Annotated in this window: 15 protein-coding genes and 1 pseudogene; 1 reads left to right on the top strand and 15 read right to left on the bottom strand. The window is 70.1% G+C overall.

Features of this window, described 5'->3' with window-relative positions:
- The 15 genes and pseudogenes from ACMYLB_RS12690 to ACMYLB_RS12620 form a co-directional block, all read right to left on the bottom strand.
- Positions 1 to 774 (bottom strand): DUF4097 family beta strand repeat-containing protein, encoded by a 774-nt coding sequence (locus ACMYLB_RS12690; protein ID WP_415907370.1) that lies wholly within the window; start codon positions 772 to 774, stop codon positions 1 to 3.
- 51 nt (positions 775 to 825) lie between these two features.
- A complete protein-coding gene (locus ACMYLB_RS12685; protein WP_415907369.1) occupies positions 826 to 3,363 on the bottom strand; it encodes an ADOP family duplicated permease in 2,538 nt (845 codons plus the stop codon).
- Between the two features lie 11 nt (positions 3,364 to 3,374).
- Complete coding sequence (locus ACMYLB_RS12680; protein ID WP_415911070.1) at positions 3,375 to 3,722, bottom strand: FtsX-like permease family protein; 348 nt, start codon at positions 3,720 to 3,722, stop codon at positions 3,375 to 3,377.
- Positions 3,723 to 3,871: 149 nt separating this feature from the next.
- On the bottom strand, positions 3,872 to 5,974 hold the full coding sequence (locus tag ACMYLB_RS12675; RefSeq protein WP_415907368.1) for an ABC transporter permease: 2,103 nt from the start codon (positions 5,972 to 5,974) through the stop codon (positions 3,872 to 3,874).
- Positions 5,975 to 6,002: 28 nt separating this feature from the next.
- A complete protein-coding gene (locus ACMYLB_RS12670; RefSeq protein ID WP_415907367.1) occupies positions 6,003 to 6,380 on the bottom strand; it encodes an FtsX-like permease family protein in 378 nt (125 codons plus the stop codon).
- Positions 6,381 to 6,619: 239 nt separating this feature from the next.
- Positions 6,620 to 8,569: pseudogene (locus ACMYLB_RS12665) on the bottom strand (ABC transporter permease); the annotation flags it as partial.
- A 269-nt stretch (positions 8,570 to 8,838) separates the two neighbouring features.
- On the bottom strand, positions 8,839 to 9,660 hold the full coding sequence (locus tag ACMYLB_RS12660) for a hypothetical protein (RefSeq protein WP_415907366.1): 822 nt from the start codon (positions 9,658 to 9,660) through the stop codon (positions 8,839 to 8,841).
- Between the two features lie 152 nt (positions 9,661 to 9,812).
- Positions 9,813 to 10,274 (bottom strand): hypothetical protein, encoded by a 462-nt coding sequence (locus ACMYLB_RS12655; RefSeq protein WP_415907365.1) that lies wholly within the window; start codon positions 10,272 to 10,274, stop codon positions 9,813 to 9,815.
- 17 nt (positions 10,275 to 10,291) lie between these two features.
- Positions 10,292 to 13,090 (bottom strand): protein kinase domain-containing protein, encoded by a 2,799-nt coding sequence (locus ACMYLB_RS12650; protein ID WP_415907364.1) that lies wholly within the window; start codon positions 13,088 to 13,090, stop codon positions 10,292 to 10,294.
- A 163-nt stretch (positions 13,091 to 13,253) separates the two neighbouring features.
- A complete protein-coding gene (locus ACMYLB_RS12645; protein ID WP_415907363.1) occupies positions 13,254 to 13,823 on the bottom strand; it encodes a sigma-70 family RNA polymerase sigma factor in 570 nt (189 codons plus the stop codon).
- Positions 13,824 to 13,992: 169 nt separating this feature from the next.
- Complete coding sequence (locus tag ACMYLB_RS12640) at positions 13,993 to 15,123, bottom strand: DGQHR domain-containing protein (RefSeq protein WP_415907362.1); 1,131 nt, start codon at positions 15,121 to 15,123, stop codon at positions 13,993 to 13,995.
- A 124-nt stretch (positions 15,124 to 15,247) separates the two neighbouring features.
- Complete coding sequence (locus tag ACMYLB_RS12635; RefSeq protein WP_415907361.1) at positions 15,248 to 15,580, bottom strand: hypothetical protein; 333 nt, start codon at positions 15,578 to 15,580, stop codon at positions 15,248 to 15,250.
- Positions 15,581 to 15,612: 32 nt separating this feature from the next.
- Positions 15,613 to 16,008: a VOC family protein gene (locus tag ACMYLB_RS12630; protein WP_415907360.1), complete on the bottom strand. Its 396-nt coding sequence runs from the start codon at positions 16,006 to 16,008 to the stop codon at positions 15,613 to 15,615.
- Between the two features lie 19 nt (positions 16,009 to 16,027).
- Entirely contained in the window at positions 16,028 to 16,447 is a 420-nt protein-coding gene (locus tag ACMYLB_RS12625; RefSeq protein ID WP_415907359.1) for a DUF3788 family protein, read from the bottom strand.
- A gap of 130 nt (positions 16,448 to 16,577) precedes the next feature.
- On the bottom strand, positions 16,578 to 18,980 hold the full coding sequence (locus ACMYLB_RS12620; RefSeq protein WP_415907358.1) for an ABC transporter permease: 2,403 nt from the start codon (positions 18,978 to 18,980) through the stop codon (positions 16,578 to 16,580).
- A gap of 231 nt (positions 18,981 to 19,211) precedes the next feature.
- Here ACMYLB_RS12620 and ACMYLB_RS12615 point away from each other — a divergent pair, with 231 nt between their 5' ends.
- A complete protein-coding gene (locus ACMYLB_RS12615) occupies positions 19,212 to 20,345 on the top strand; it encodes a two-component system sensor histidine kinase NtrB (RefSeq protein ID WP_415907357.1) in 1,134 nt (377 codons plus the stop codon).
- The last annotated feature ends 16 nt before the right edge of the window (positions 20,346 to 20,361 follow it).

Here is a 20,361-nt window from a genome sequence, read left to right as displayed (position 1 = left end):
TCAGGAGCGGGCGCGGATGGAAAGCGAGCCGTTCATCGAGTCGAGCGAGAGCGAGGCCTCGCCCTTGCCCAGGGCGCCGCGCAGCGAGCGGCGGGAGGACTTCTCGAGCGTCATCGGCAGCTCGCTCGAGACGCGGCCGTTCATCGACGATGCGGTGACGCGGGCGCTGGCGTCGGCCGGCACGAAGATCTCGCACTGGCCGTTCATGGTGTCGACGTCGACCTTCTGGCCGGCAGCGAGGCGGTCGAACGAGGCCATGATGCGCCCGTTCATGGTGTCGAGCTCGGCGTCGCCGGTGAGGCCGATGGCGCGGATGCGTCCGTTCATGGTCTCGAGCTTCACGGCCGCGCGGACCTTCTCGGTGGAGATGTTGGAATTCATCGCGTCGATCTTGAGCCGGGCCAGCTGCGCCGGGACATGGACGACGTAGTGCACGGCGCCGAAGGTGTCGCCGTGGCGGCGCCACCAGGACTCGTCGTCGCGCTTGTGGTGCTTGGTCTTGATCGAAACCTGGTCGGCCGTCGCCTCGACGATGATCTCGATGCGCTTGAGGTCGTCGGCGTCGCGCGCCGATTTCTCGGCTTCGATGCTCACCTCGGCCTTGTCCCAGCCGACAATCTCGACGTCGCCGTTGAGGTTGGTGAGCGCGACGGTGCCGCCGGCGGGCAGCGGATGCGTCTGGCTGAATTTCTCCGTCACCTTCGCCGAGGCGGCGGTGACGAGAAGCGTGGCGGCGAGCAGGAGGGAGGAAAGACGGAGCGGGGAGAGCGTCATGGAAGGCGTCGTTGCCCTGAATACCCGCGTCCGGGCCCGGAAGTTACAGAATTATTCGGCGCGCAGCGCTTCGAGCGGGCTCACGCGGGTCGCGCGCACGGCGGGAATCCAGCAGGCGACGAGGGCGGCGAGCGCAAACAGCGTCGCGGCGCCACCGAAAACCAGCGGATCGAACGCTGCCACATCGACAAAAAGCGCCGCCATCGCCTGGCCGATCCCGAGCGCGAGCGCCAGGCCGAGCAGCAGACCGGCGCCGACGATCGCGCCGCCCTCGCGCAGGATCATCGCGCGCACCTCGGCGGGCCGCGCGCCGAGTGCCATGCGCACGCCAATCTCGCGGGTGCGACGGGAAACCGAATACGCCTTCACGCCGTAGATGCCCACGACGGCCACGAGCATCGAGGCGAGGCCGAAGAAACCAAAGAGGCTCGACGCGACCCGCGTCAGCCAGACGTCGACGTTCGACTCCATGTGCTCGGCGAAGGTTTGGACGCGGAACACCGGCAGCCCGGGCGCGGCCTCGCGCACGGCTTGCCGCACCGGTTCGAGCGCGGCCAGGGCGGCGGCGCGATCGTTGGCCATGGTGCGAACATGAAAGAACGCCTCGGCCCGGAAGCCGGGACCAAACGGCACGTAGAGGTTCCCGCCCGTTTCCCGCTGGTCGAAATCGTTGCGCGAGGTGCGGACGATGCCGACGACCTCCATCGGCGTCGGAGCGGCGCGGTCGGCGACGGGGGCTTCGTCCGCCCATTGCACCTGCCGGCCCAGCGCATCGCCGTCCGGCCAGAGGCGCCGCGCCAGGGTCTCGTCGATGATGATCGCGGTCGGCGCGCCGCTGGCCGCGGCCTCGGCCGGCGTGAAGGCCCGGCCGCGCAAAAGCGGCAGCCCCACCGTGGAGAAATAGTCCGCCGTGACGGCGTTCCACCGGCCGTAGTAGGCCCGGCCCTCCGCCGCGGTGGCTGGTTTTGCCCCGGTTGCGGGCGCGGCGCCGGCCCGGCGGATGGCGCGGCCGGTGTCGTTCAGGCCGAACGGCACCATCGCGGCCGTGCTGGCGGATTCCACGCCCGGGAGCGCGGCGAGGCGCTCGCGCACGGCGGCGAGGAGTTGGCGGCTTTGCGCCTCGTCGTAGCCGCCGAGGGCGGCGTCGACCTCGACGAGCACCGTGTGGTCCGCCGCGAGACCGGTGTCGGTGTCGGCCAACCGCAGCGCCATGCGCACGAACAGGCTCGCGGCGACCAGCAAGGCGAGCGAGAGGGCGATCTGCCCGACGACCAGCGGATGACGCGGCAGCCAGCGCCGCCGGCGCGGTTCGGTGTCTCCCGCGGCGTTTTTGAGCGCGATGAACACGTCAGTGCGCGACAATTTCAGCGCCGGCCCGAGCGCGAAGCCAACCGTGGCGAGCATGCCGAACGCGGCGGTGGCGGCGACGATGACCGGGGTGGCTTGCGCGGGCAGGAAGAGGGCGATGGGCAACCGTTGCTGGAGCGCGGCGACGAGCCAATCGTTGGCCGTGGCCGCGAGCGCGAAGCCGAGCGCGCCGCCGCCGAGCGCGAGCAACGCGCCTTCGGTGCAGAGCTGGCGCACGAGCCGCGCGCGCCCGCCACCGAGCGCGAGGCGGATCGCGAACTCCTTTCGCCGCGCGTGACCGCGCGCGAGCAGGAGGCCGGCGAGGTTGAGGCACACCACGAGCAGCATCGCGCCGGAGAGTCCGAGCAGCAGCACGCCGGCGAGCGCCATCGGCCCCTCGCGACGCGGCGCAGTGCTCGTGCCGAGCCGCGGCAACGGGCCGAGGTCGATCGCCTTGTTTTTGAATTCGACGGGATAGTCGTGTTCGAGCGCGGCGCTGAGCGCGCGCAACGCTTCGCCCGCCGACGCCGGTGCGACGCCCGACGCGAGGCGGGCGACGAGCACGAGGTTGTAGGCGTCGACGCGTTCGAGCGTGCGGCGATTCGCGTCCTCGGCGCGCGTGCTGAGCTGCGAGAAGACGCCGAGCGGAAAATAGAACTCGGGGCCGACGAGCATCGTCGTGCCGCTGAAACCTTCGGGCGCGATGCCGACGACGGTGAAGACGCGCTCGTTCACGCGGACGGTCGAGCCGACGAGGTCCGCCGCGAAGCCGGTCTTGCGCCAGTATTGAAAGCTGGCGATCGCGACGGGGAGATTGGCACCCGGGCGCTCCTCGGCGTCCGTGAACGCCCGCCCGCGCGCGAGCGGCACGCCGAAGGTCGCGAAATAATTCGCGCTGACCAGCGTGGCGAGAGAGCGACGCGTGGCGCCGTGCTCGTTGAGACCGACAAGGAGAAACTTCTGCGCGACGACCGACGCGAAGAGATCCGTGCGACTCGCGATGTCGCGGTAGAGCGGATAGGAAAACGCGCGATAGTCGGACGGCTCCGTGCGGTCCTGCGTGTAGAGTTGGACGATGCGCTCCGGTTCGACGAACGGCCTCGGGCTGAACGCGACGGCGTAGGTGAGGCTGAAGACGGCAGTGTTCAGGCCGATGCCGAGCGCGAGAACGGCGATCGCCGCGAGGGCGAAACCGGGCGAACGGGCCAGCAGGCGCAATCCGTGGCGGAGGTCGTGGAGCATGGCCGGCGGGATCACTCGGCGCGCAGGGCGGCGAGCGGATTCACCCGCGTGGCGCGGCGGGCCGGCAGCCAGCTGGCGAGCAGGGCGGCTACGACGAGGACGACGGGCGCGACGGCGAACGTCACCGGGTCGACCGGGCTGACCTTATAGAGCATCGATTGGAGCACCTGGCCGAGACCGAGGCCGAGCAGGAGGCCGAGACCGACGCCGAGCAGCGCCATCGAGAGGCCCTCGCGCAGAATCATCTTCTGCACGGCGCCCGGCTCGGCGCCGAGGGCCATGCGGATGCCGATCTCGCGCGTGCGGCGGGCGACGGCGTAGGCCTTGACGCCGTAGAGCCCCACGGCCGCGAGCACCATGGCGAGCCCGCCGAAGACGGTGAACATCACGGCGCCGATGCGGACGATCCAGAGCTGGAAGCTGGAGTCGAGGTGCTGGCGGAAGGTCTTCACGTCGAACACCGGGACGCCGGTGGCGGCGGTGCGGAGCTCGCGGCGGACGGCGTCGATCATCGCGCGCTGCGCCTCCGGGCTCGTCGCGGCGGTGCGGATGTGGAGGAAGACGTTGCTCTGGTAACCCTGCGCGAAGGGCTGGTAAATGACGCCGTTGCTGGTGTCGCCGAAGAGTTCCCACTTCGTCGCCGGCACGATGCCGACGATCTCGATCGAGGACTCGCCCGCGCGCTTGGCGATGTTCTCGCTCGCGCCCACGCTGGCGCCCTCGCCGCCGGCGGCGCGCGGGGCGTCGCGTTCGGCGAACTGGAGGCGCTGGCCGAGGGCGTCGCCGTGGGGAAAAGTTTCCGGGCCAGCACCTCGTCGATGATGGCGACGGCCGGCGCGCCCTTGTCGTTGGCCTCGATGGGGCTGAAGGCGCGGCCGCGGAGGATGGGCAGGCCCATCGTGCTGAAGTAGTCGGCGCCGACGCTGTTCCAGCGCGCGCCGAAGGCGAGGCCCTCCGCGGCGGTGGCGGGCTTGGCGTCGGGGGCGGGATGCACGCCCGCGAGCTGCACGTTGCGGCTGAGGCTGACCATGCCGAAGGGCACGACGGAGCCGATGGCGGCCGACTGCACCCCGGGCAGCGCGGCGACGCGCTCGGAGGCGTTGCGGTAGAGCGGGAGGCCGCGCTCGGCGGTGTAGCCGCCGAGGCTGGCGTCGAGCTCGACGAGCAAGGTGGCGTCGGCGCGGAAGCCGGTGTCGAAGCTGCCCGCGGCCGCGGCGCCGCGAATGAAGAGGCCGGCGGCGATGAGCAGGCCGAGCGAGAGCGCGAGTTGCGCGACCACGAGCGGATTGCGCGGCAGGAAGCGCCAGCGGCGGCGCGCGGGGGCGTCGTCGCCCGCCTGCTCCTTGAGGTCGGTGAGGACGTCGGTGCGGGAGAATTTCAGCGCGGGCCCGAGGGCGAAGAAGAGCGTGGCCAGGGCGCAGAACGCGAAGGTGGCGGCGAAGAGCGCGGGATTGGCCGCGCCGTGGAAGAACAGCGTGATCGGCGCCATGCGGCCGACGGTGTTGACGAGCAGCGTCGTCGACCACGCGCCGAGCAGGAAGCCGAGCGCGCCGCCGCCGAGCGCGAGCACGAAGCCCTCGGTGAGCAGCTGCCGCACGATGCGCGTGCGCGACCCGCCGAGGGCGAGGCGGACGGCGAACTCCTTGCGGCGGGCGGTGCCGCGGGCGAGGAGCATGTTGGCGAGGTTGAGCGAGGCGATGAGCAGCACGATGGCGGACATCGCGAGCAGCGTCGTGCCGAGCACGCCGAGGGATTTCTCCTCGGAGGGCGCGTTGCTGGTGCTGAGGCGCGGGAGCTTGCGGGCGGTGAAGGTCTGTTCCTTCAACTCGACCGGGTAGGTGCCTTGCAGCCGGGTCGCGAGCGCCTTGAGCGGCGCTTCCGCGGACTGCGTCGTCTGGCCGGGCTTGAGGCGCGCGACCAGGACGAGGTTGTAGGCGTCGGCCCGCGCGAGCGTGCGCTGGCGGTCGGCGTCAAAATCGTTCTGGAGCTGGTCGTAGCAGCCGAGCGGGAAGTAGAGCTCGGGACCGAAGAGCATCATCGTGCCGCTGAAGCCCTCGGGCGCGATGCCCACGACAGTGAAAGGCCGCTCGTTGACGCGGATGACCCGGCCGACGAGGTCGGGCGCGAGGTTTTCGCGTTTCCAGAAATTGTAGCTGACGATCGCGACCGGGATGGCGGCGCCGGGCTTCTCCTCCTCGGCGGTGAAGGCGCGGCCGCGGACGAGCGGGACCTGGAGGGTGGAGAAGTAGTTCGAGCTGACCAGCGCGGCGAAGGTGCGGCGCGTGCTCTCGCGCTCGCCGATGCCGACCATCGTCATGTTGTGCGCCAGCACGTCGGTGAACGCGTCCTGGTGGCGCCGGATCTCCTCGTAGACCGGGTAGGAGAACATCCGGAAGCGGTCCGGCTGCTTCTCGTCCTGGGTATAGAGCTGGACGACCTGCCGCTCGGCCGGCCAGGGCCGCGGGCTGAAGACCAGCTCGTCCACGAGGCTGAAGATCGCGGTGTTCACGCCGATGCCGAGCGCGAGGACGGCGATGGCGGTGGCGGTGAACGCCGGGGTCTTGGCCAGCAGGCGGAGGGTGAAGCGGAGGTCCTGGAACAGCGAATTCATGCGGGGGGCGGGAGGAGGAGAAACGGGCTTACTCGGCGCGCAGCGCGGTGGTGGGGCTGACGCGGGTGGCGCGGCGGGCAGGGAAGAAGCAGGCGGCGAGCGTCGCGCCGGTGAGCACGAGCGTGGAGACGCCGAGCGCGACCGGATCGAGCGGGCTGACCTGGTAGAGGACGCTGGCGAGCACCTGGCCGACCAGCAGCGAGAGCGCGAGGCCCGCGCCCACGGCCACGGCGGTCTGGAGCGCGCCCTGCTTCATGATGAGGCCGAAGACGTCGCTGCGATCCGCGCCGAGCGCGATGCGGATGCCGATCTCGCGGGTGCGGCGCTCGACGGCGTAGGCCTTGACGCCGTAGACGCCGACGACGGCAAGGGCGAGGGCGATGACGCCGAAGATGCCGAAGAGCACGGCGCCGAGACGGACGATCCAGAGCGTGATGCTGCGCTCGAGGAGGGCGGTGAACGGCAGGAGCTGGAGCAGCGGCAGGTCGGGGTCGGCGCGCCGGAGCTCGGTGCGCAGCGTGCCGAGGGCGTGGAGGACGGCCGCCGGGTCCTGGGTGGCCAGCCGCGCGGCGAGGAAGACGCTGGCGTTGTAGCGCTGGGCGAGGGGAAATAGACGCGGCGCGCCGGGCCGGCGCTCTGGTTGTCGGTCAGGTCGTGGCGGTGCGCCGCGCAGATGCCGACGATCTCCAGTTCGTTGACCGAGCCGTCGACCGGCGCCTGGGTGAACTTCACGCGCTGGCCGAGGGCGTCGCCGTTGGGGAAGAGTTTCTGCGCCATGCCCTCGTCGATGATGACGACCTTGGGCGAGTTCTTGTCGCGCGCCTCGGTCTCGGTGAAGTCGCGGCCGCGGAGGAGCTTCACGCCGATGGCCTGGAGGAAGCCGGGGGTGATGGCGGCGTCGATGCCGTTGGCGCCGGGGCGCGGGGCCTTCGGGTCGGTGGTGACGGGCATCGGCTCGCTGGCCGGCATGATGCGCGTCATGTTCGTGATGTTGCCGTAGGGAATGAGCGTGGTGTAGCCGGCGGACTCGACGCCCGGCAGCGCGCGCACGCGGTCAGCGAGCGCGGCCATGCGGCGCAGGCCTTCCTGCGGCGGGGTGTTGGTGAGCGAGAAATCCATCTCCGCCAGCACGGCGCCGCGCGGCTCGAAGCCGACGTCGAGGCCGCTGGCCTTCATCGCGCCGCGGAAGAACAGGCCGGCGCTGAAGAGCAGGACAAGCGAGAGCGTCATCTGCGTCATGACGAGGATGTGCCGCGGGGCGAAGAAGCGGTTGAAGCGGCCGCTGGCGGCGGACTCGGCGCCGTTGGCCTTGAGGTCGGTGACGACGTCGGTGCGCGCGGCCTTGAGCGCGGGCCCGAGGCTGAAGACGAGGGTCGAGGCGACGCAGAACAGGACGGTGGCGGCGAGGACCGTGCCGTCGGGCGCGAGGCCGCCCGAGATCGAGAAATTCATCGAGCTGAGCAGGGCGGTGAACGAGCGCTCGAGCAGGGTGTTCGCCCAGTAGCTGAGCAGCAGGCCCGCGCCGCCGCCGAGGAGGGCGAGCAGGAGGCCCTCGATCAGGAGCTGGCGGATGATCTGGCCGCGGCTGGCGCCGATGGCGAGGCGGACGGCCATCTCGCGGGCGCGGGCGGTGCCGCGGGCGAGGAGCATGTTGGCCAGGTTGAGCGAGGCGATGAGGAGGACGACGCCGGCCATGGCGAGCAGCAGCGTGGCGAGGAGGCCGATGGAGCCCTCGCTCTCGGGCGTGGTGCTGATGCTGAACTTGCTCGGCACGGTCAGCTGGAGCTCGCGCGTGCCCTGGGTGTCGGGCGGCTGGAGCGCGGTGAGGCGCTGCTCGAGGACGGGCAGGCGCGCCTTGGCCGTCTCGAGCGTGAGGCCGGGGGCGAGGCGGGCGTAGACGTTGAGCGTGTAATTTTTCGCCGCGGCGAGGTCGCGCATGTCCGTGCCGTCGCCGAAGGCCGCCGCGATCTGCGAGAAGACGCCGGTCGGCAGCCAGACTTCCGGCGAGATCAGCGCGCTGATGCCCGAGAAACCCTCGGGGGCGACGCCGATGACGGTGTAGGGCTTGTCATTGATGCGCAGCGTCGAGCCGACGAAGTCCGCGCGGCGGCCGAGCCGCTGCCACAGCGGGTAGCTGGCGACGACGACGGGGAGGTTGGCGTTGGGACGGGTTTCGTCGGCGTTGAAGAAGCGGCCGGCGGCGGGCTTGGCGCCCATGAGCGGGAAGAAGCTGTCCGTGACCATGAACACGAAGCTCCGGCGCATCTCGCCCGGCTCGCGGCCCACGCCGACGAGCGAGAAGTTCACCGCGGCGACCTCGGTGAACACGTCCTTCGCGTCCAGCAGTGCCTGGTATTCGGTGAAGGAGAACTGGCGGTAATCGCGCGAGGCGTCCTTGCGCGCCGAGAAGACGCTCACGACCTCCTGCGGCCGCTCGAGGACGACGGGCTTGAGCAGCAGGCCGTTGACGAGGGAGAAGATGGCGGAGTTGACGCCGATCGCGAGGGCGAGGGTGCAGACGGCGATGGCGGTGAAGCCGGGGCTTTTGGCGAGGATGCGGGTGGCGAAGCGGAGGTCGTGAAGCAGCGTGGACATGGCAGGTGTGGTGCAGGAACCCGGCGGGGAAGCGCGGATTGACCGGGACAACACCGTGCGCGGCCACGAAGTTGCGGAAAATTTTCGCCCGACCGCCCCAGGGTGCGGTTCCGGTCGGGGTCGGGAGAAAATTTGCGCCCGCGCCCTGCTTGATAGCCCCCGCCGCCGGGCCTGGGCCGAAAATGTGTAGGGGCGCCTGCGGGCCAGCGAGGCGCCCCTACATTCCGAACGGGGATCTTTGCGGATCTGTCGCGGAAGGGAGAGCCGGCTCAGGGCGTGCCGTCCTCGCGCCGGTCGGAAGGCGCGGGCGGCTCGATCCCGCGGAGGGCCGGGGAGTGGAAGGCGACCACGAGACAGATGGACACCGTGCCGTGGCCGGACTGAAACCCGGGAGTGTTCTCCTGCTTGGCACCGGCATTGAAGGAGCCGCCGCCGCCGCCCGCGGGGCCCATCTCGGTGCCGCCGCCGCCGCCGCTGTAGCCGCCGCCGCCGCCGGAGCCGTGGCCGAAGAACGAGCCGCCGCCGCCGCCGCCCCAGCCGCCGTCGCCGCCGTGGAAGCCGCCGTAGTTGGCGCCCTCGCCGCCGCTCCAGTGCGCGCCGCCGCCGCAATGGGTCGGCAGGGCGCCGCGCGCGCCCGGACCGCGCCAGCCCGCGCCGCCGCCACCGCTGTAGTGAAAATTCTCCAGGTCGGTCTTGCCGCCGAAACCGTCGGTGCCGCCCGCGCCGCCGCCGACGCCGCCGTCGGCCGTGATGCGTCCGTCGCCGCCACTGCCGCCGCCACCGCCGCCGGCCGCGAGCAGCGGAAAGGACGGCCGCGTCCCGCCCGTGCAGCGCCAGACGAACGAGCCGCCGCCCCCGCCGCCCGCCGCATGCGTGGGACGGAGGCCGGATTCGCCGCGCTGTCCGACGACGATGCACAGCCGCTCGCCCGCCAGGAACCGGAAGAGGCCGCTCACGCGCGCGCCCTTGCCGCCCGGCCCACCGCCTTCGCCGCCCTGCGCGCCGCAGGCCTCGATGACGTAAAGACCATCCTCGGGCACGATGAAGGTCTGCACCTGGCGCACGGCGGGGAAAACAGTCGGACGATTCATGGCGGTCGGGGATCGATGAAAGGGTGCGCCGGCGCGTGGTCCCGGCGTCGATCTCCTCATGCGCAAAGCCGCCCCGAAAGGGGTCACGGCCCGACAAAAGAAAAGGCCGCTTCCGTGAAGCGGCCTCGGTGAGTTTGGGTTTCCCTGCTACCTTACTTGTTGATGTCGGTTTCAATGTCCGGATCGATCATGCCGATCGCGCCGGTCGCCACTTCCTGAATCAGGATCACATATTGGTATTCGACGCCGCTGAACTTGGGATCGCAGGTGTCCGTGACGATGATCTGGCTGCTCGTGGTGTCGCGATAGACGTCGATCTGATTGAACTCCTCCCGTCCGGCCCCGCCGATCGGGCCTTTGAACGCGAGCCCCAGCAGGACATATTGCGGATCGAAGAGCTGATAGGTCAGCTGGGTTCCGCCTTGGTATCCCTGCGGCACGGTGATGGTAATGGATTGGCCGTCACCGGTGAAAACGGGCGTTTTCTGGTTCGGCGGCTGCGGCGAGGTGTTGACCGGCGGCGAGATGGTCGCCTGGGTGCAGTTCCCATTGGCCGGGAACTGCGTGATGGGCACGAACTGCGTGATAGTGATCTGAGTGGTGGCAGTATACATGTTGTGGGATGTGTGTTTCAGGGAACTTCCAGGGTGGAAGCGGACAAAGGATCAACGGCGCGGTAGCCGTGGCGCTTTAACTCGGCGACGAGGGACCGCGCTGATTTCTCCTCGCCAACGAGCGCGTTGGCTTGGGCGAGTGGATCGAGCAGACGCCACTCATTGGATCTGCGCTCGACCTGCGGCGAGAGAACGCCGATCAGGCTTCGCCAGCGCTGTTCCGCTTCGGCGTGGTGCTGCAGTTTCGCCTCGGCCCGACCAGCAAGAAGGACTGATTGTGCATACTCCCAGACAAGCCAAGCGTCGTTTGGGTCGGTGTTCAGGAGCGCCTGGAGAATGGATGCGGCACGAGTCGCGGCCTCCAAGGCGAGGTTCGGCGCGCGCTCAAGGTTCAGTCTGGCATCGAGGCGATAGGCGGTGGCCAGACGTCGGCGAAACGTTTGGGACGTCGGTTCGGCTGCAGCGAGCTCGACAATTTCTTTTCGCGCCGAGTCGAGAAGCCGGCTGGCTGGCTCGGTGCTGCCGGAGCCAATTTCATGCTCTGCACGAATCAACGCGAGCGAAAGGGCCAAGATACGCCATTGTTGATTCTGTTGATCGCTCTTCGCCAGAGCATCGTAGATCGATTGGGCCTCGGCCATCTTTTCCGCCGCTCGCTCTTTATCGCCGGTGAACGCCATCACCGTTGCGGAAAAGACCAAGCCGTCGGCGAAACGAGACCGCCAACGCGGCACGTTTGGCTCCAACGCGATCAACTGCGTCAGCAGCCGATTCATTTCCCCGTAATGCCCCAGTGCGTCAGCGTATCTGCCGTCGGACTCCGCGACGCGACCCAACCAGGATGAGTTGTCGGCGAGCTGGGCTTGGATCGACAAATCGTTCGGATGGGCGAGTGCCAGTTGCTCCCGTGCCTTGCGCACGGCCTCGAAGCCGATCTTCGCCATGGCCAGGTTGCCTTGCTCGAATTCCAGCACGGCGAGGTTGTGTGCTCCGGAGCTGCTTTCGCGTAAAGCCCGGGTAGTGCTGCCCTCGAGTTGCTCAAGAGCGGTCGTCGAGTCCCGGTAGCGCGTCAGCCACTCGCGGGCGGCGGTGACGTCGCCTCTGCGGCGGGCGGTGAAGCCGATCCAGAACTCGGCCTGGGCGCGCTCGAAGAGCATGTCGGCGTTCTGCGGGTGGCGCGTGACCAGGGCGGCGGAGCGCTGGTAGGCGGTCTCGAATGCCTTCGCGGCGTCGACGTAGCGCGCCTGGTCGAGGCGGATTTCGCCGATCTGGGTGAGGGCCTTGGCCTGCTGGGTGAGCGCGGGGTCGGTCAGGTCCTTCGGATCGAGGGCGGCGAAGTGCGCCATCGCCTTGTCGCCGACGGCGTCGAGCAGGCCGAGCTTGCCGATCTTCTTCAGCTCGGACCGGAAGTCGCCGAGCATGAACGTGAGCAGCGCCTCGGCCTGGTCCTGCCGGCGCTGGGCGTCGGCGCGGGCGACGCCCTCGGCCTGCTGGGCCGCCCGGGCGACATCGCGCTCCAGGCGGGCGAGGGCCTCGGCGCGGCGGGCGCGATTGGCCTGCACCAGGCTGACGACCGTGCCGGCGACGAGCGACGCGGCGATGGCGGCCACGCTGGCGCAGGCGAGACGGTGGCGGGAGATGAACTTGCGGGCGCGGTAAAGCGCGTCGGGCGGCCGGGCGGCGACCGTCTCGTGCCGCAGGTGGCGGCGGATGTCATCGGCCAGCTCGGAGGCCGTGCCGTAACGGCGGGCGCGATCCTTCTCCAGGCAGCGCATCACGATCCAGTCGAGATCGCCGCGGAGCACGGAGGTCAGCTGCACGGGCGCGGCGTTGCGGAGGCGGGCGACGGTGTCGCGATCGGCGGCGGCGAGGGTGGCGAGGCGGGTGGAAGGGCGGGGCGGGTCGACTTCGCGGATGATGCGGCGGATCTCGGCCAGGCCGGCCTGGACGAGGGATTGCGGGTCGTAGGGCGGCCGGCCGGCGAGCAGCTCGTAGAGGAGGACGCCGAGCGAATAGACGTCGCTGCGCGTGTCGATGTCGAGATCGCGCGACTCGACCTGCTCGGGGCTCATGTAGGCGGGCGTGCCGACGAGCTGGTCGACCTGGGTGAGGAGCGTCCGCTGCGCGAGGCGGCCCTGCGTGGCCTTGGCGATGCCGAAGTCGATCACCTTGGGCATCGGCGTGTCGTCGTGCATCGCGACGAGGATGTTCGACGGCTTCACGTCGCGATGGATGATGCCCTTCTGGTGCGCGTGCTGGATGGCGAGGCAGACGCGGGCGAAGAGATCGAGGCGCTGCTCGGTGGTGAGGCGATGCTCGTCGCAGAAGCGCGTGATCGGCAGGCCGTCGACGAACTCCATGACGAAGAACGGCCGGCCGGTGTCGGTCGCGCCGGCGTCGTAGACGCGCGCGATGCACGGGTGGTCCATCAGCGCCAGCGTCTGCCGCTCGGCCTCGAAGCGCGCGATGACTTCGCGCGTGTCCATGCCGAGCTTGATGACCTTCAGCGCGACCTGGCGGCGGATCGGCTCCGTCTGCTCCGCCAGGTAGACGACGCCGCAGCCGCCCTCGCCGATGCGACGCCGCAGGAGGTAGGCGCCGATCCGGTCGCCGACCTTTTCCTCGGGGGACTCGGGGCGGGTGACGGGCGGCACCTCCAGGAAGTCGCGGGTGGCGGCTTCGGCGCTCGCCAGCAGGGCTTCGACGCGCGCCCGCTGCGCGGCATCGCCGGCGCAGGCACGGTCCAGGAAAGCGGCGCGCTCGGGCTGGGGAAGCTCGAGGGCGTCGGCGAAGATTTCGTCGTCAGGTCGGTTCAATGCGGTGGGGAAAGGGCGGGGAAAGAGGTCCGGCTTGCTCTAAGCGCATTTTTCCGGCCAAGGGGGCCATGAGGAGGCCGCGGAAGGCGCGGAGCACGGGAGACGCGGCGTGGCGGACGGGCGCGTCCCGGGATGCTCCGTGGATTCCGGGGCGAGCTCCGGCTCAGCCCCGTTGGCGGTTGATTTCGTTGAAGAGCCAGGCGCGCGCATAGGCCCAGTCGCGCTTCGCCGTGCGGTGGGAAATTCCGAGGGTGTCGCCGGCTTCCTCGAGCGTGAGGCCGCCGAAGTATTTCAACTTCACCAGCTCGGCCTTGCGCGCGTCGTGCGTCGCGAGGGCGTCGAGGGCGTCGTTGACCAGGAGGAGCTCGTCGTCCGGCGTGGACTCCGCGATGTCGAAGCCGGTCGAGTTGGCGCTGAGCTTCGTGGCGCCGGCGCCGCGGCGGACGGCGTTCTTGCGCCGCGCGTTGTCGATCAGGATGCGGCGCATGCTCTCGGCGGCGGCGGCGAAGAAGTGCCGGCGGTTGGCCCAGGCGGGCTGGGCATCGCCGCCGAGCCGCAGCCATGCCTCGTGGACGAGGGCGGTGGGTTGCAGCGTGATGCCGGCGGACTCGCGGGCGATCTTGGCCGCCGCGAGGCGGCGCAATTCGTCGTAGACGAGGGCAAGCAGCTCCGCCGGGGTGGCGGCGTGCGCGGGGTCAGGGGCAGGTGAGGACGAAAGGCCAGCGTCGGTCACACGGCGGACGTTGGAGCGCCGTGCGCCCGGGCTAAACCAAAAAACGCGAAATGTCGCAGAAGTTCACGCCGCCGTCGCTTCTGGGGTGTTGTCCTGCACGGGTTGAGGGAGGCGCGCCGGCCGGCAGTCGGCGCGTCCGGCGAGGGGCTCGGCCGGGAGCGGCGGTGCGTCAGCCGCGCCCGCGGGTCGGGATGCCGGCCCACTTCGACAGTTCGCGATGGATCTTGGCCACGCGCTCGACCTGTCCCTTCGAGGGAAAGCGCTCGTAGAAGCCGTCGCTGCGGAACTGGGCGATCTGCCCGGTCCACGGCGCCAGGCGGGCGGTCCAGCGCTCCACGCGACCGTCGGCCGGCTCGGCATCGGCCGCGCTGAGGTCGGCGCAGACGCGGAGCATGGCTTTCAGGGTGACGGGCTTCGTGACCATGTAGCCGGCGTCGCCCCACGCCTCGCCCCAGACGCGGGCGGCGGCCTTGAGAAAGTCGCGGGCCTGCTCGTAATAGCGCAGCGCGGCGCGCTTGTCGGTGCCGGCGGGCTCGATCTCCTTCCACGCGAGCTTCACCCAGCGATGGATCTCGTTGAAGAGCTCGGCCTGGAGAATCCATTTTTCCTGCCGGCTGCGGCCGCCGAGGCGGTTGATGCGGTATTGGAGCGGGCTGTCGTCGGCGCGGTAAAGCTGCTCGGCGATGTGCGCCGCGAAGCGGCGGTCGGGTTCGGCCCAGGAGACGCGCTCGTAAAGGTCGACGAGGTGGCTCTTGTTGATGCGGGTCGGCGTGGAGTTGATGATGACGAACATCTCCGTGGCGAAGTCGTCGCTGCGGCCGTCGAAGATCACGCACGGCACGGCGATGTTCTTCGCCTCGTCCGGATGGGTGCGCATGTAGAACTCGAGCGCGGCAAGCCGGTGCTGGCCGTCGATGACGAGGAATTTCTCCGCCGGTTCCTGCAGGCGGCCGACGCCGGAGCCGTCGCTCCACGCCTCGAAGCCGAGCGTCTGCGGCGTGAAGAGCAGCACCGTGCCGGGGATCGGCGGCTGGGTGACGGCGGTCTCGTAGAAATTGCGGATGGCGCGGATCTTGTTGCGCGACAGTTCGCGCTGGAACGCCTGGTCGCTGCGCTCGACCCGGGCGATGAACTGGGCGACGTCGTCCTCGGCGGGCACGTCCTCCGGTCGGATCTGCGCGCCGGCCTCGTCGTAGAATCGGCTGATGAAGCGGATCTTTTCGAGCAGGCGGTCGGACGGGTAGGAGGCGAAGTAGAAGCGGGCGTCTTTCTGGCGGATTTGGGTGGCGATGAGACTCATGGCGGGAACGGGTTGAGGAACTGCACCGGCGATCACGGGCGATGCCGTGATGATATCGTTACGACTGGGACCCGCAAGTGACGTTCCGGGGAAATCGCGCGGCGACGGGGCGCGCGGGCGCCATTCAGTATTCCGCCGGCTCGTCGCGCGCGTGCACCTGCGCGGCGCCGCGGGCGAAGAGCCGCTCGTAGCCGTCGTAGGGCTGGAGTTCGTGCAGGACGAACTCGACGCGCCCGGCGCGCGCCAGCGGCAGGCTGGCGAGGTGCTCGCGGGCGGCCACGGCGCTCGGACACTCGAGCAGGATCACGGCGTGGCGTTCGGGAGTGGTGAACCAGATTTCGCGCAGGAGGCCGGTTTTCTGGAGCTGCCACACCGCGGCGGCCTCCTGGCGGAGCAAGTCCGGCAGGTCGGCACGCGGGAGGACGGGGAGTTCGCGTTCGAGAGCGAGGTAGCGCATAAGGGGAAGCGGGCGCGGCGGGAGCGACGCCCTCAGGGGGCCGCGGGCAGATTGGAGGCGGGGCCAAACGTGCCGTCGGTGCGCCGATGCAAGAGGATCGCATTGCCGTCCGGATCGCGGATTTCGAACGCGCGGCAGACACCGTAGTCCTGCGGCGGATGCAGCACGGTCGCGCCCCGCTCCTGCAGCGCCGCATACGCCTGGTCGATGTCGTCGACGGCCAGCGCCAGCTTGGGACGTGCGCCGGAGGGTGCGCTGGCTTCGCCGCCCTGGAGGACCAGCGTGACGTTGCCGCAGTCGAACTCCGCCCAGCGATCGGCCTCGCTCCAGACCTCGAGCGGCAATCCGAGCACGTCGCGGTAGAATCGGACGCCGGCCGCGATGTCCTGCACGGGATGGAGGATGAAATCGACACCGCGGACTTTCATGGCGGGAGGGCGGGCGGGTTCAGTTCGCGGCCTTGATCGCGGCGAGCCGGCGCAGGGCGGGGAGGGAGCGGACGGATTTCACGACCAGCCGGAGGCCGGTGCCCTCGGGGTATTTCGGCGCGATGGCGAGTGCCGACGAGACGCTCGCGGGCAACCGAGCCGCCCGCGCGGCCGCGACGGCCTTTGCGCCGAGGATGAATGCGACGTTGAAGCCGCCGCGTCCGGGAGAGAGCCAGACGATGGTGCGTTGCTTCCGGCACACCCGCAGCGACCAGCCCCACTTCGGCGAATGGCATTTCCATTCGTGCCGATCCGCGAGCTGGTCGCGTGCGAGCGTGGCGAGGAACTCATCCCACGCGGCCCTGGCCGGGCCGAGCGCGGCGGCGAGATCGCCGTCGGCGGGCGGGGTCGGACGATTGATGAAGGCGTTTTCGAGCATCGCTGGCGGACGGTGACGGCCGAACCAGCGCGGAAAAATAGTTCGAGAGCCGGGCTACCTCTAGCGCGGCGGCCGGCAAATGTCGATGCTGCGAAGGCGGCCCAGGGAGCACCCCGCGCCGCCGCTACGGTCACTCCGCCCGCAGGGCCTCCACGGGGTTGATCCGCGTGGCGCGGTGGGCGGGGAGCCAGCTGGCGACGAGCCCGATCGCGAGAAGCACGAGCGAGACCGCGGTGAGGATGAGGAGATCGAACGGCGACACGCCGTAGAGCACGCTGCTCATGAGCTTGCCCAGGCCGGCGGCGGCGAGCAGGCCGGTGCCGAGGCCGATGAAGGCCAGGCGCAGGCCCTGGCCGAGCATCAGCTGGCGAACGGCGGCGGCGGTGGCGCCGAGCGCCATGCGCACGCCGACCTCGCGGGTGCGCTGGGCGACGATGTAGCTGAGCACGCCGTAAAGACCGATGGCGGCGAGGAGCAGCGCGATGCCGGCGAAGATCGCGAGCAGGCGGAGCATGACGCGCTCATTCGTGACCGAGGCGTCGAAGATCTCGTCCATCGTCCGCAGGGCGAAGACGGGCAGCGTCGGTTCCACCTGGCGCATCGTCGTGCGGATGGCGGAGGCGAGCGAGGCCGGATCCTGCGCCGTGCGCAGGACGAAGCTGACCGACGAGGGCGGCGTGCGGCGGTAGGGATAGTAGATCTGCACCCGGGTGTCCTGGCCGATGCCGTAGTTCTGCACGTGGCCGACGACGCCGATGATGGTCGCGTAGGCGGGCGGCTGGTTGGGCATGCCGAAATTCACCCGCTTGCCGATCGGGTCCTGGCCGGCGAAGTGCGTCTCGGCGAACTTGGCGTCGATGACGATCGTGTTGGGGTCGTCGGCCTTTTCCTGGTCCGTGAAGGTGCGGCCGCGGAGCAGCGGGATGCGCATCGTCTCGAAGTAGGCGGCGCTGGCGGCGTTGTTTTCGGTCGACGGGCGCTTGCCGGGACCGGGCTCGGGCTCGCCCTCGATGAGGTAGGAGGTCTGGTTGCCGCCGCCGGAGAGCGGCAGCGGGTTCGTGAGCGCGACCTGGGTGACGCCGGGCAGGCGAGCGAGCTCCGCCAGCGCGCGGTCGAGCAGCTGCTGGCGCTTCGCGACGTCCTGCCAGTCGCGGCCGGGCATGACGTAGCCGAAGCTGACGATGCGCTCGGTCTTCAGGCCAAGGTCGGCGCGGTAGAGATTGTAGATCGTCCGGATCATCAGGCCGGAGGCAAAGAGCAGCATGAGCGTCAGGGCGAATTCGCCGGCGACGAGCACGGAGCGCCAGCGGGCGTTGACGGCGCTGCCGCTGCGGCCGCCGGAGGCGAGGGCCTCGTTGAGGTTGATCCGCGTGCCGGAGAGGGCGGGCACGAGGCCGAAGAGGAGGGTGGTGCCCACGCCGATGACGACGGAGAGGCCGAGCACGGTGCCATCCATCGCCACCTCGCTCACGAAGGGCGAGTTGGCGGGGATGAGGGTCTTGATGCCCTGCATGACGCCGTAGCCGGCGAGGAGGCCCAGCGCCGTGCCGGCGAGGCCGAGCAGGGCGCTTTCGGTCAGCACGAGGCGGATCAGGCGCCCGCGGCCGGCACCGAGGGCGGCGCGCACGGCGAACTCCCGCGAGCGGACGGCGGCGCGGGCGAGGAGGAGGTTGGCGACGTTCGCGCAGGCGATGAGGAGCACGCCGAGCGCGGCGGCGAAGGAGATCCAGACCGTGCCGCGCTGCTGGCCGACGGCGCGCTCGACGAGCGACTGCATGGCGACGGAGTTGCCGGTGTTGGACTGGGGATACTGCTGCTCCAGCTGCCGGGCCACCGCGACCATGTCGGCGCGCGCGGCCTCGAGCGAGACACCGGGCTTGAGCCGGCCGATGCAATACAGGCCCGGGTGGCTGCCGCGCTGGGCCATCGAATCGGCGTTGAGCCCCAACGGCACCCAGACGTCGGGAGCGTTGGTCGGGAAGCGGAAGTCCGCCGGCATCACGCCGACGACCGAGTAGATTTCGCCGCTGAGCGTGATCTTGGCCCCGAGGACGTCGGCGCGGGCGCCGAGCGAAGTCTGCCAGAAGCGCTCGCTGATGACGGCGACGCGCTCCGCGCCGGGCTTGTCCTCGTCGGCGCTGAACCAGCGGCCGAGTTTCGGCGCGACGCCGAGGGCCGGGAACATGTCCGCCGAGAACACCGCGCCGCCGATGCGCTCCGTCTCGGAGGCTCCGACATAGTTGAAGGACTGGCCGCGGAAGGCGCCGAGGCGGGTGAAGCTCTTCTGCCGGTCGCGCCAGTCGACGTAGTTCGGGTAGGAGACGGACATGTTGGGCACCTGCTGCGAATACTCGCCCATGAAGACGAGCTCCTGGACGTGCGGCAGCGGGAGCGGCTTGAAGAGCAGGACATTGAGGAAGCTGAGCACGCCGGAATTGGCGCCGATGCCGAGGGCGAGCGTGACGATGGCGACGAGGGCGAAGCCGGGGGTCTTGGCGAGCGAGCGGAGCGCGAACTTCAGATCGGAGAGCATGGAGTGACGGGGTTGAGGGAAGGTTCGTCGGCCATCGCCGCGGCCCGGGAGGACGTGCGGCCAGCCCGGTGCAGGGAGGGCGCCGGGCGGTTGCGGTGCCTAATAAACCCGGCAAAGCAGCTGCAGTTACAGAAAAAATGCCGGCCCCGCGGCCATGCCGCCCGCCCGGAGGTCCACGGCAACACCGCTCTTGCGCGCGCGGCGCAGCGGCATACCCCTAGGACAGCCGCCATGCCCGATTCTTCACCTCTCGCATCGGACGCCGCGCACGCCATCACCAGCGCGCAATTCGACCATTTTTTCCAGCACTCGCTCGATCTGCTCTGCTTTGCCAGCCTCGACGACGGCTACTTCAAGAAAGTGAATCCGTCGTGGACGCGGGTGCTGGGCTGGTCCGAGGAGGAGCTGCTCTCGCGTCCCGTGCACGAGTTCATGCACCCGGAGGACCGCGAGCGGACGCTGGCGGCCCGCGCGCAGCTCGCGGAGGGCGTGCCGGTGCGCTGGCTCGAGAACCGCTACCTGTGCAAGGACGGCAGCGCGCGCTGGCTGTCCTGGCAGTCGATCACCGATCCCGAGCGGCATGTCGTCTTCGGCATCGCGCGCGACGTCACCGAGCGGCGCGAGGCGGAGCGCGAGCGCCTGGTGGTCGGCAAGCTCGAGTCGACCGGCATCCTCGCCGGCGGCATGGCGCACGACTACAACAACCTGCTCGCCGCGCTGCGGCTGAACCTCGACATGGTCGAGTTCTCCGGCCCGGTGACGCTCACGCAGCGCCACCTGCTCAACCAGGCCAAGGCGACGATCGACGCCGCCGCGACGCTCACGCGGCAGCTGATCGCCTTCGCCGACGGGGACGTCTCGGGCATGAGGACGCTCGACCTCCGCCCGCTCGTGCGGCAGGCGATCGAGCTGACCCTGCACGACGCGCCGGTGCGGCAGGTGTGCGAATGGGCCCCGGATCTCGCGACGGTGCGGGGCAACGAGACGCAGCTGGCCCAGGTCTTCCGCGGCCTGCTGCTCAACGCCCGGGAGGCCACGCCCGCCGGCGGGTCCATCGCGGTCCGGGCCGAAAACGCGACGCTCGAGAAGACGCCGGCCACCGACCTGCGTCCGGGACATTACGTGCGAATCCGCATCTCCGACACCGGCGCCGGCATCCCGCACGAGGTGCTGCCCAAGATCTTCGACCCTTATTTCTCCACCAAGGAGCGCGGCCAGCAGAAGGGCATGGGCCTCAGCCTCACCCTCTGCCGCGTCATCCTTCACCGCCTCGGCGGGGCGCTCACCGTCGAGTCGAAGCCCGGTCAAGGCACCACCGTCACCTGTTACCTGCCGGCGATGCCGGCGAATGGCCCCGCCCCCTGAGCCGCGGCGTGTCCGG

Origin of the sequence: Oleiharenicola sp. Vm1 (genome assembly GCF_047777955.1) — a bacterium.
Taxonomy (GTDB): domain Bacteria; phylum Verrucomicrobiota; class Verrucomicrobiia; order Opitutales; family Opitutaceae; genus Didemnitutus.
The sequence above is the reverse complement of the archived record's forward strand: the minus strand, read 5'-3'. Positions and strand labels throughout refer to the sequence as shown.

Coding starts and splice junctions, on each gene's coding strand:
- ACMYLB_RS12690 (WP_415907370.1), bottom strand. CDS start 774: ATGACGCTCTCCCCGCTCCGTCTTTCCTCCCTCCTGCTCGCCGCCACG.
- ACMYLB_RS12685 (WP_415907369.1), bottom strand. CDS start 3,363: ATGCTCCACGACCTCCGCCACGGATTGCGCCTGCTGGCCCGTTCGCCC.
- ACMYLB_RS12680 (WP_415911070.1), bottom strand. CDS start 3,722: ATGGTGCTCGCGGCCGTGGGGCTCTACGGCGTCAAGGCCTACGCCGTC.
- ACMYLB_RS12675 (WP_415907368.1), bottom strand. CDS start 5,974: ATGAATTCGCTGTTCCAGGACCTCCGCTTCACCCTCCGCCTGCTGGCC.
- ACMYLB_RS12660 (WP_415907366.1), bottom strand. CDS start 9,660: ATGAATCGTCCGACTGTTTTCCCCGCCGTGCGCCAGGTGCAGACCTTC.
- ACMYLB_RS12655 (WP_415907365.1), bottom strand. CDS start 10,274: ATGTATACTGCCACCACTCAGATCACTATCACGCAGTTCGTGCCCATC.
- ACMYLB_RS12640 (WP_415907362.1), bottom strand. CDS start 15,123: ATGAGTCTCATCGCCACCCAAATCCGCCAGAAAGACGCCCGCTTCTAC.
- ACMYLB_RS12635 (WP_415907361.1), bottom strand. CDS start 15,580: ATGCGCTACCTCGCTCTCGAACGCGAACTCCCCGTCCTCCCGCGTGCC.
- ACMYLB_RS12630 (WP_415907360.1), bottom strand. CDS start 16,008: ATGAAAGTCCGCGGTGTCGATTTCATCCTCCATCCCGTGCAGGACATC.
- ACMYLB_RS12625 (WP_415907359.1), bottom strand. CDS start 16,447: ATGCTCGAAAACGCCTTCATCAATCGTCCGACCCCGCCCGCCGACGGC.
- ACMYLB_RS12620 (WP_415907358.1), bottom strand. CDS start 18,980: ATGCTCTCCGATCTGAAGTTCGCGCTCCGCTCGCTCGCCAAGACCCCC.
- ACMYLB_RS12615 (WP_415907357.1), top strand. CDS start 19,212: ATGCCCGATTCTTCACCTCTCGCATCGGACGCCGCGCACGCCATCACC.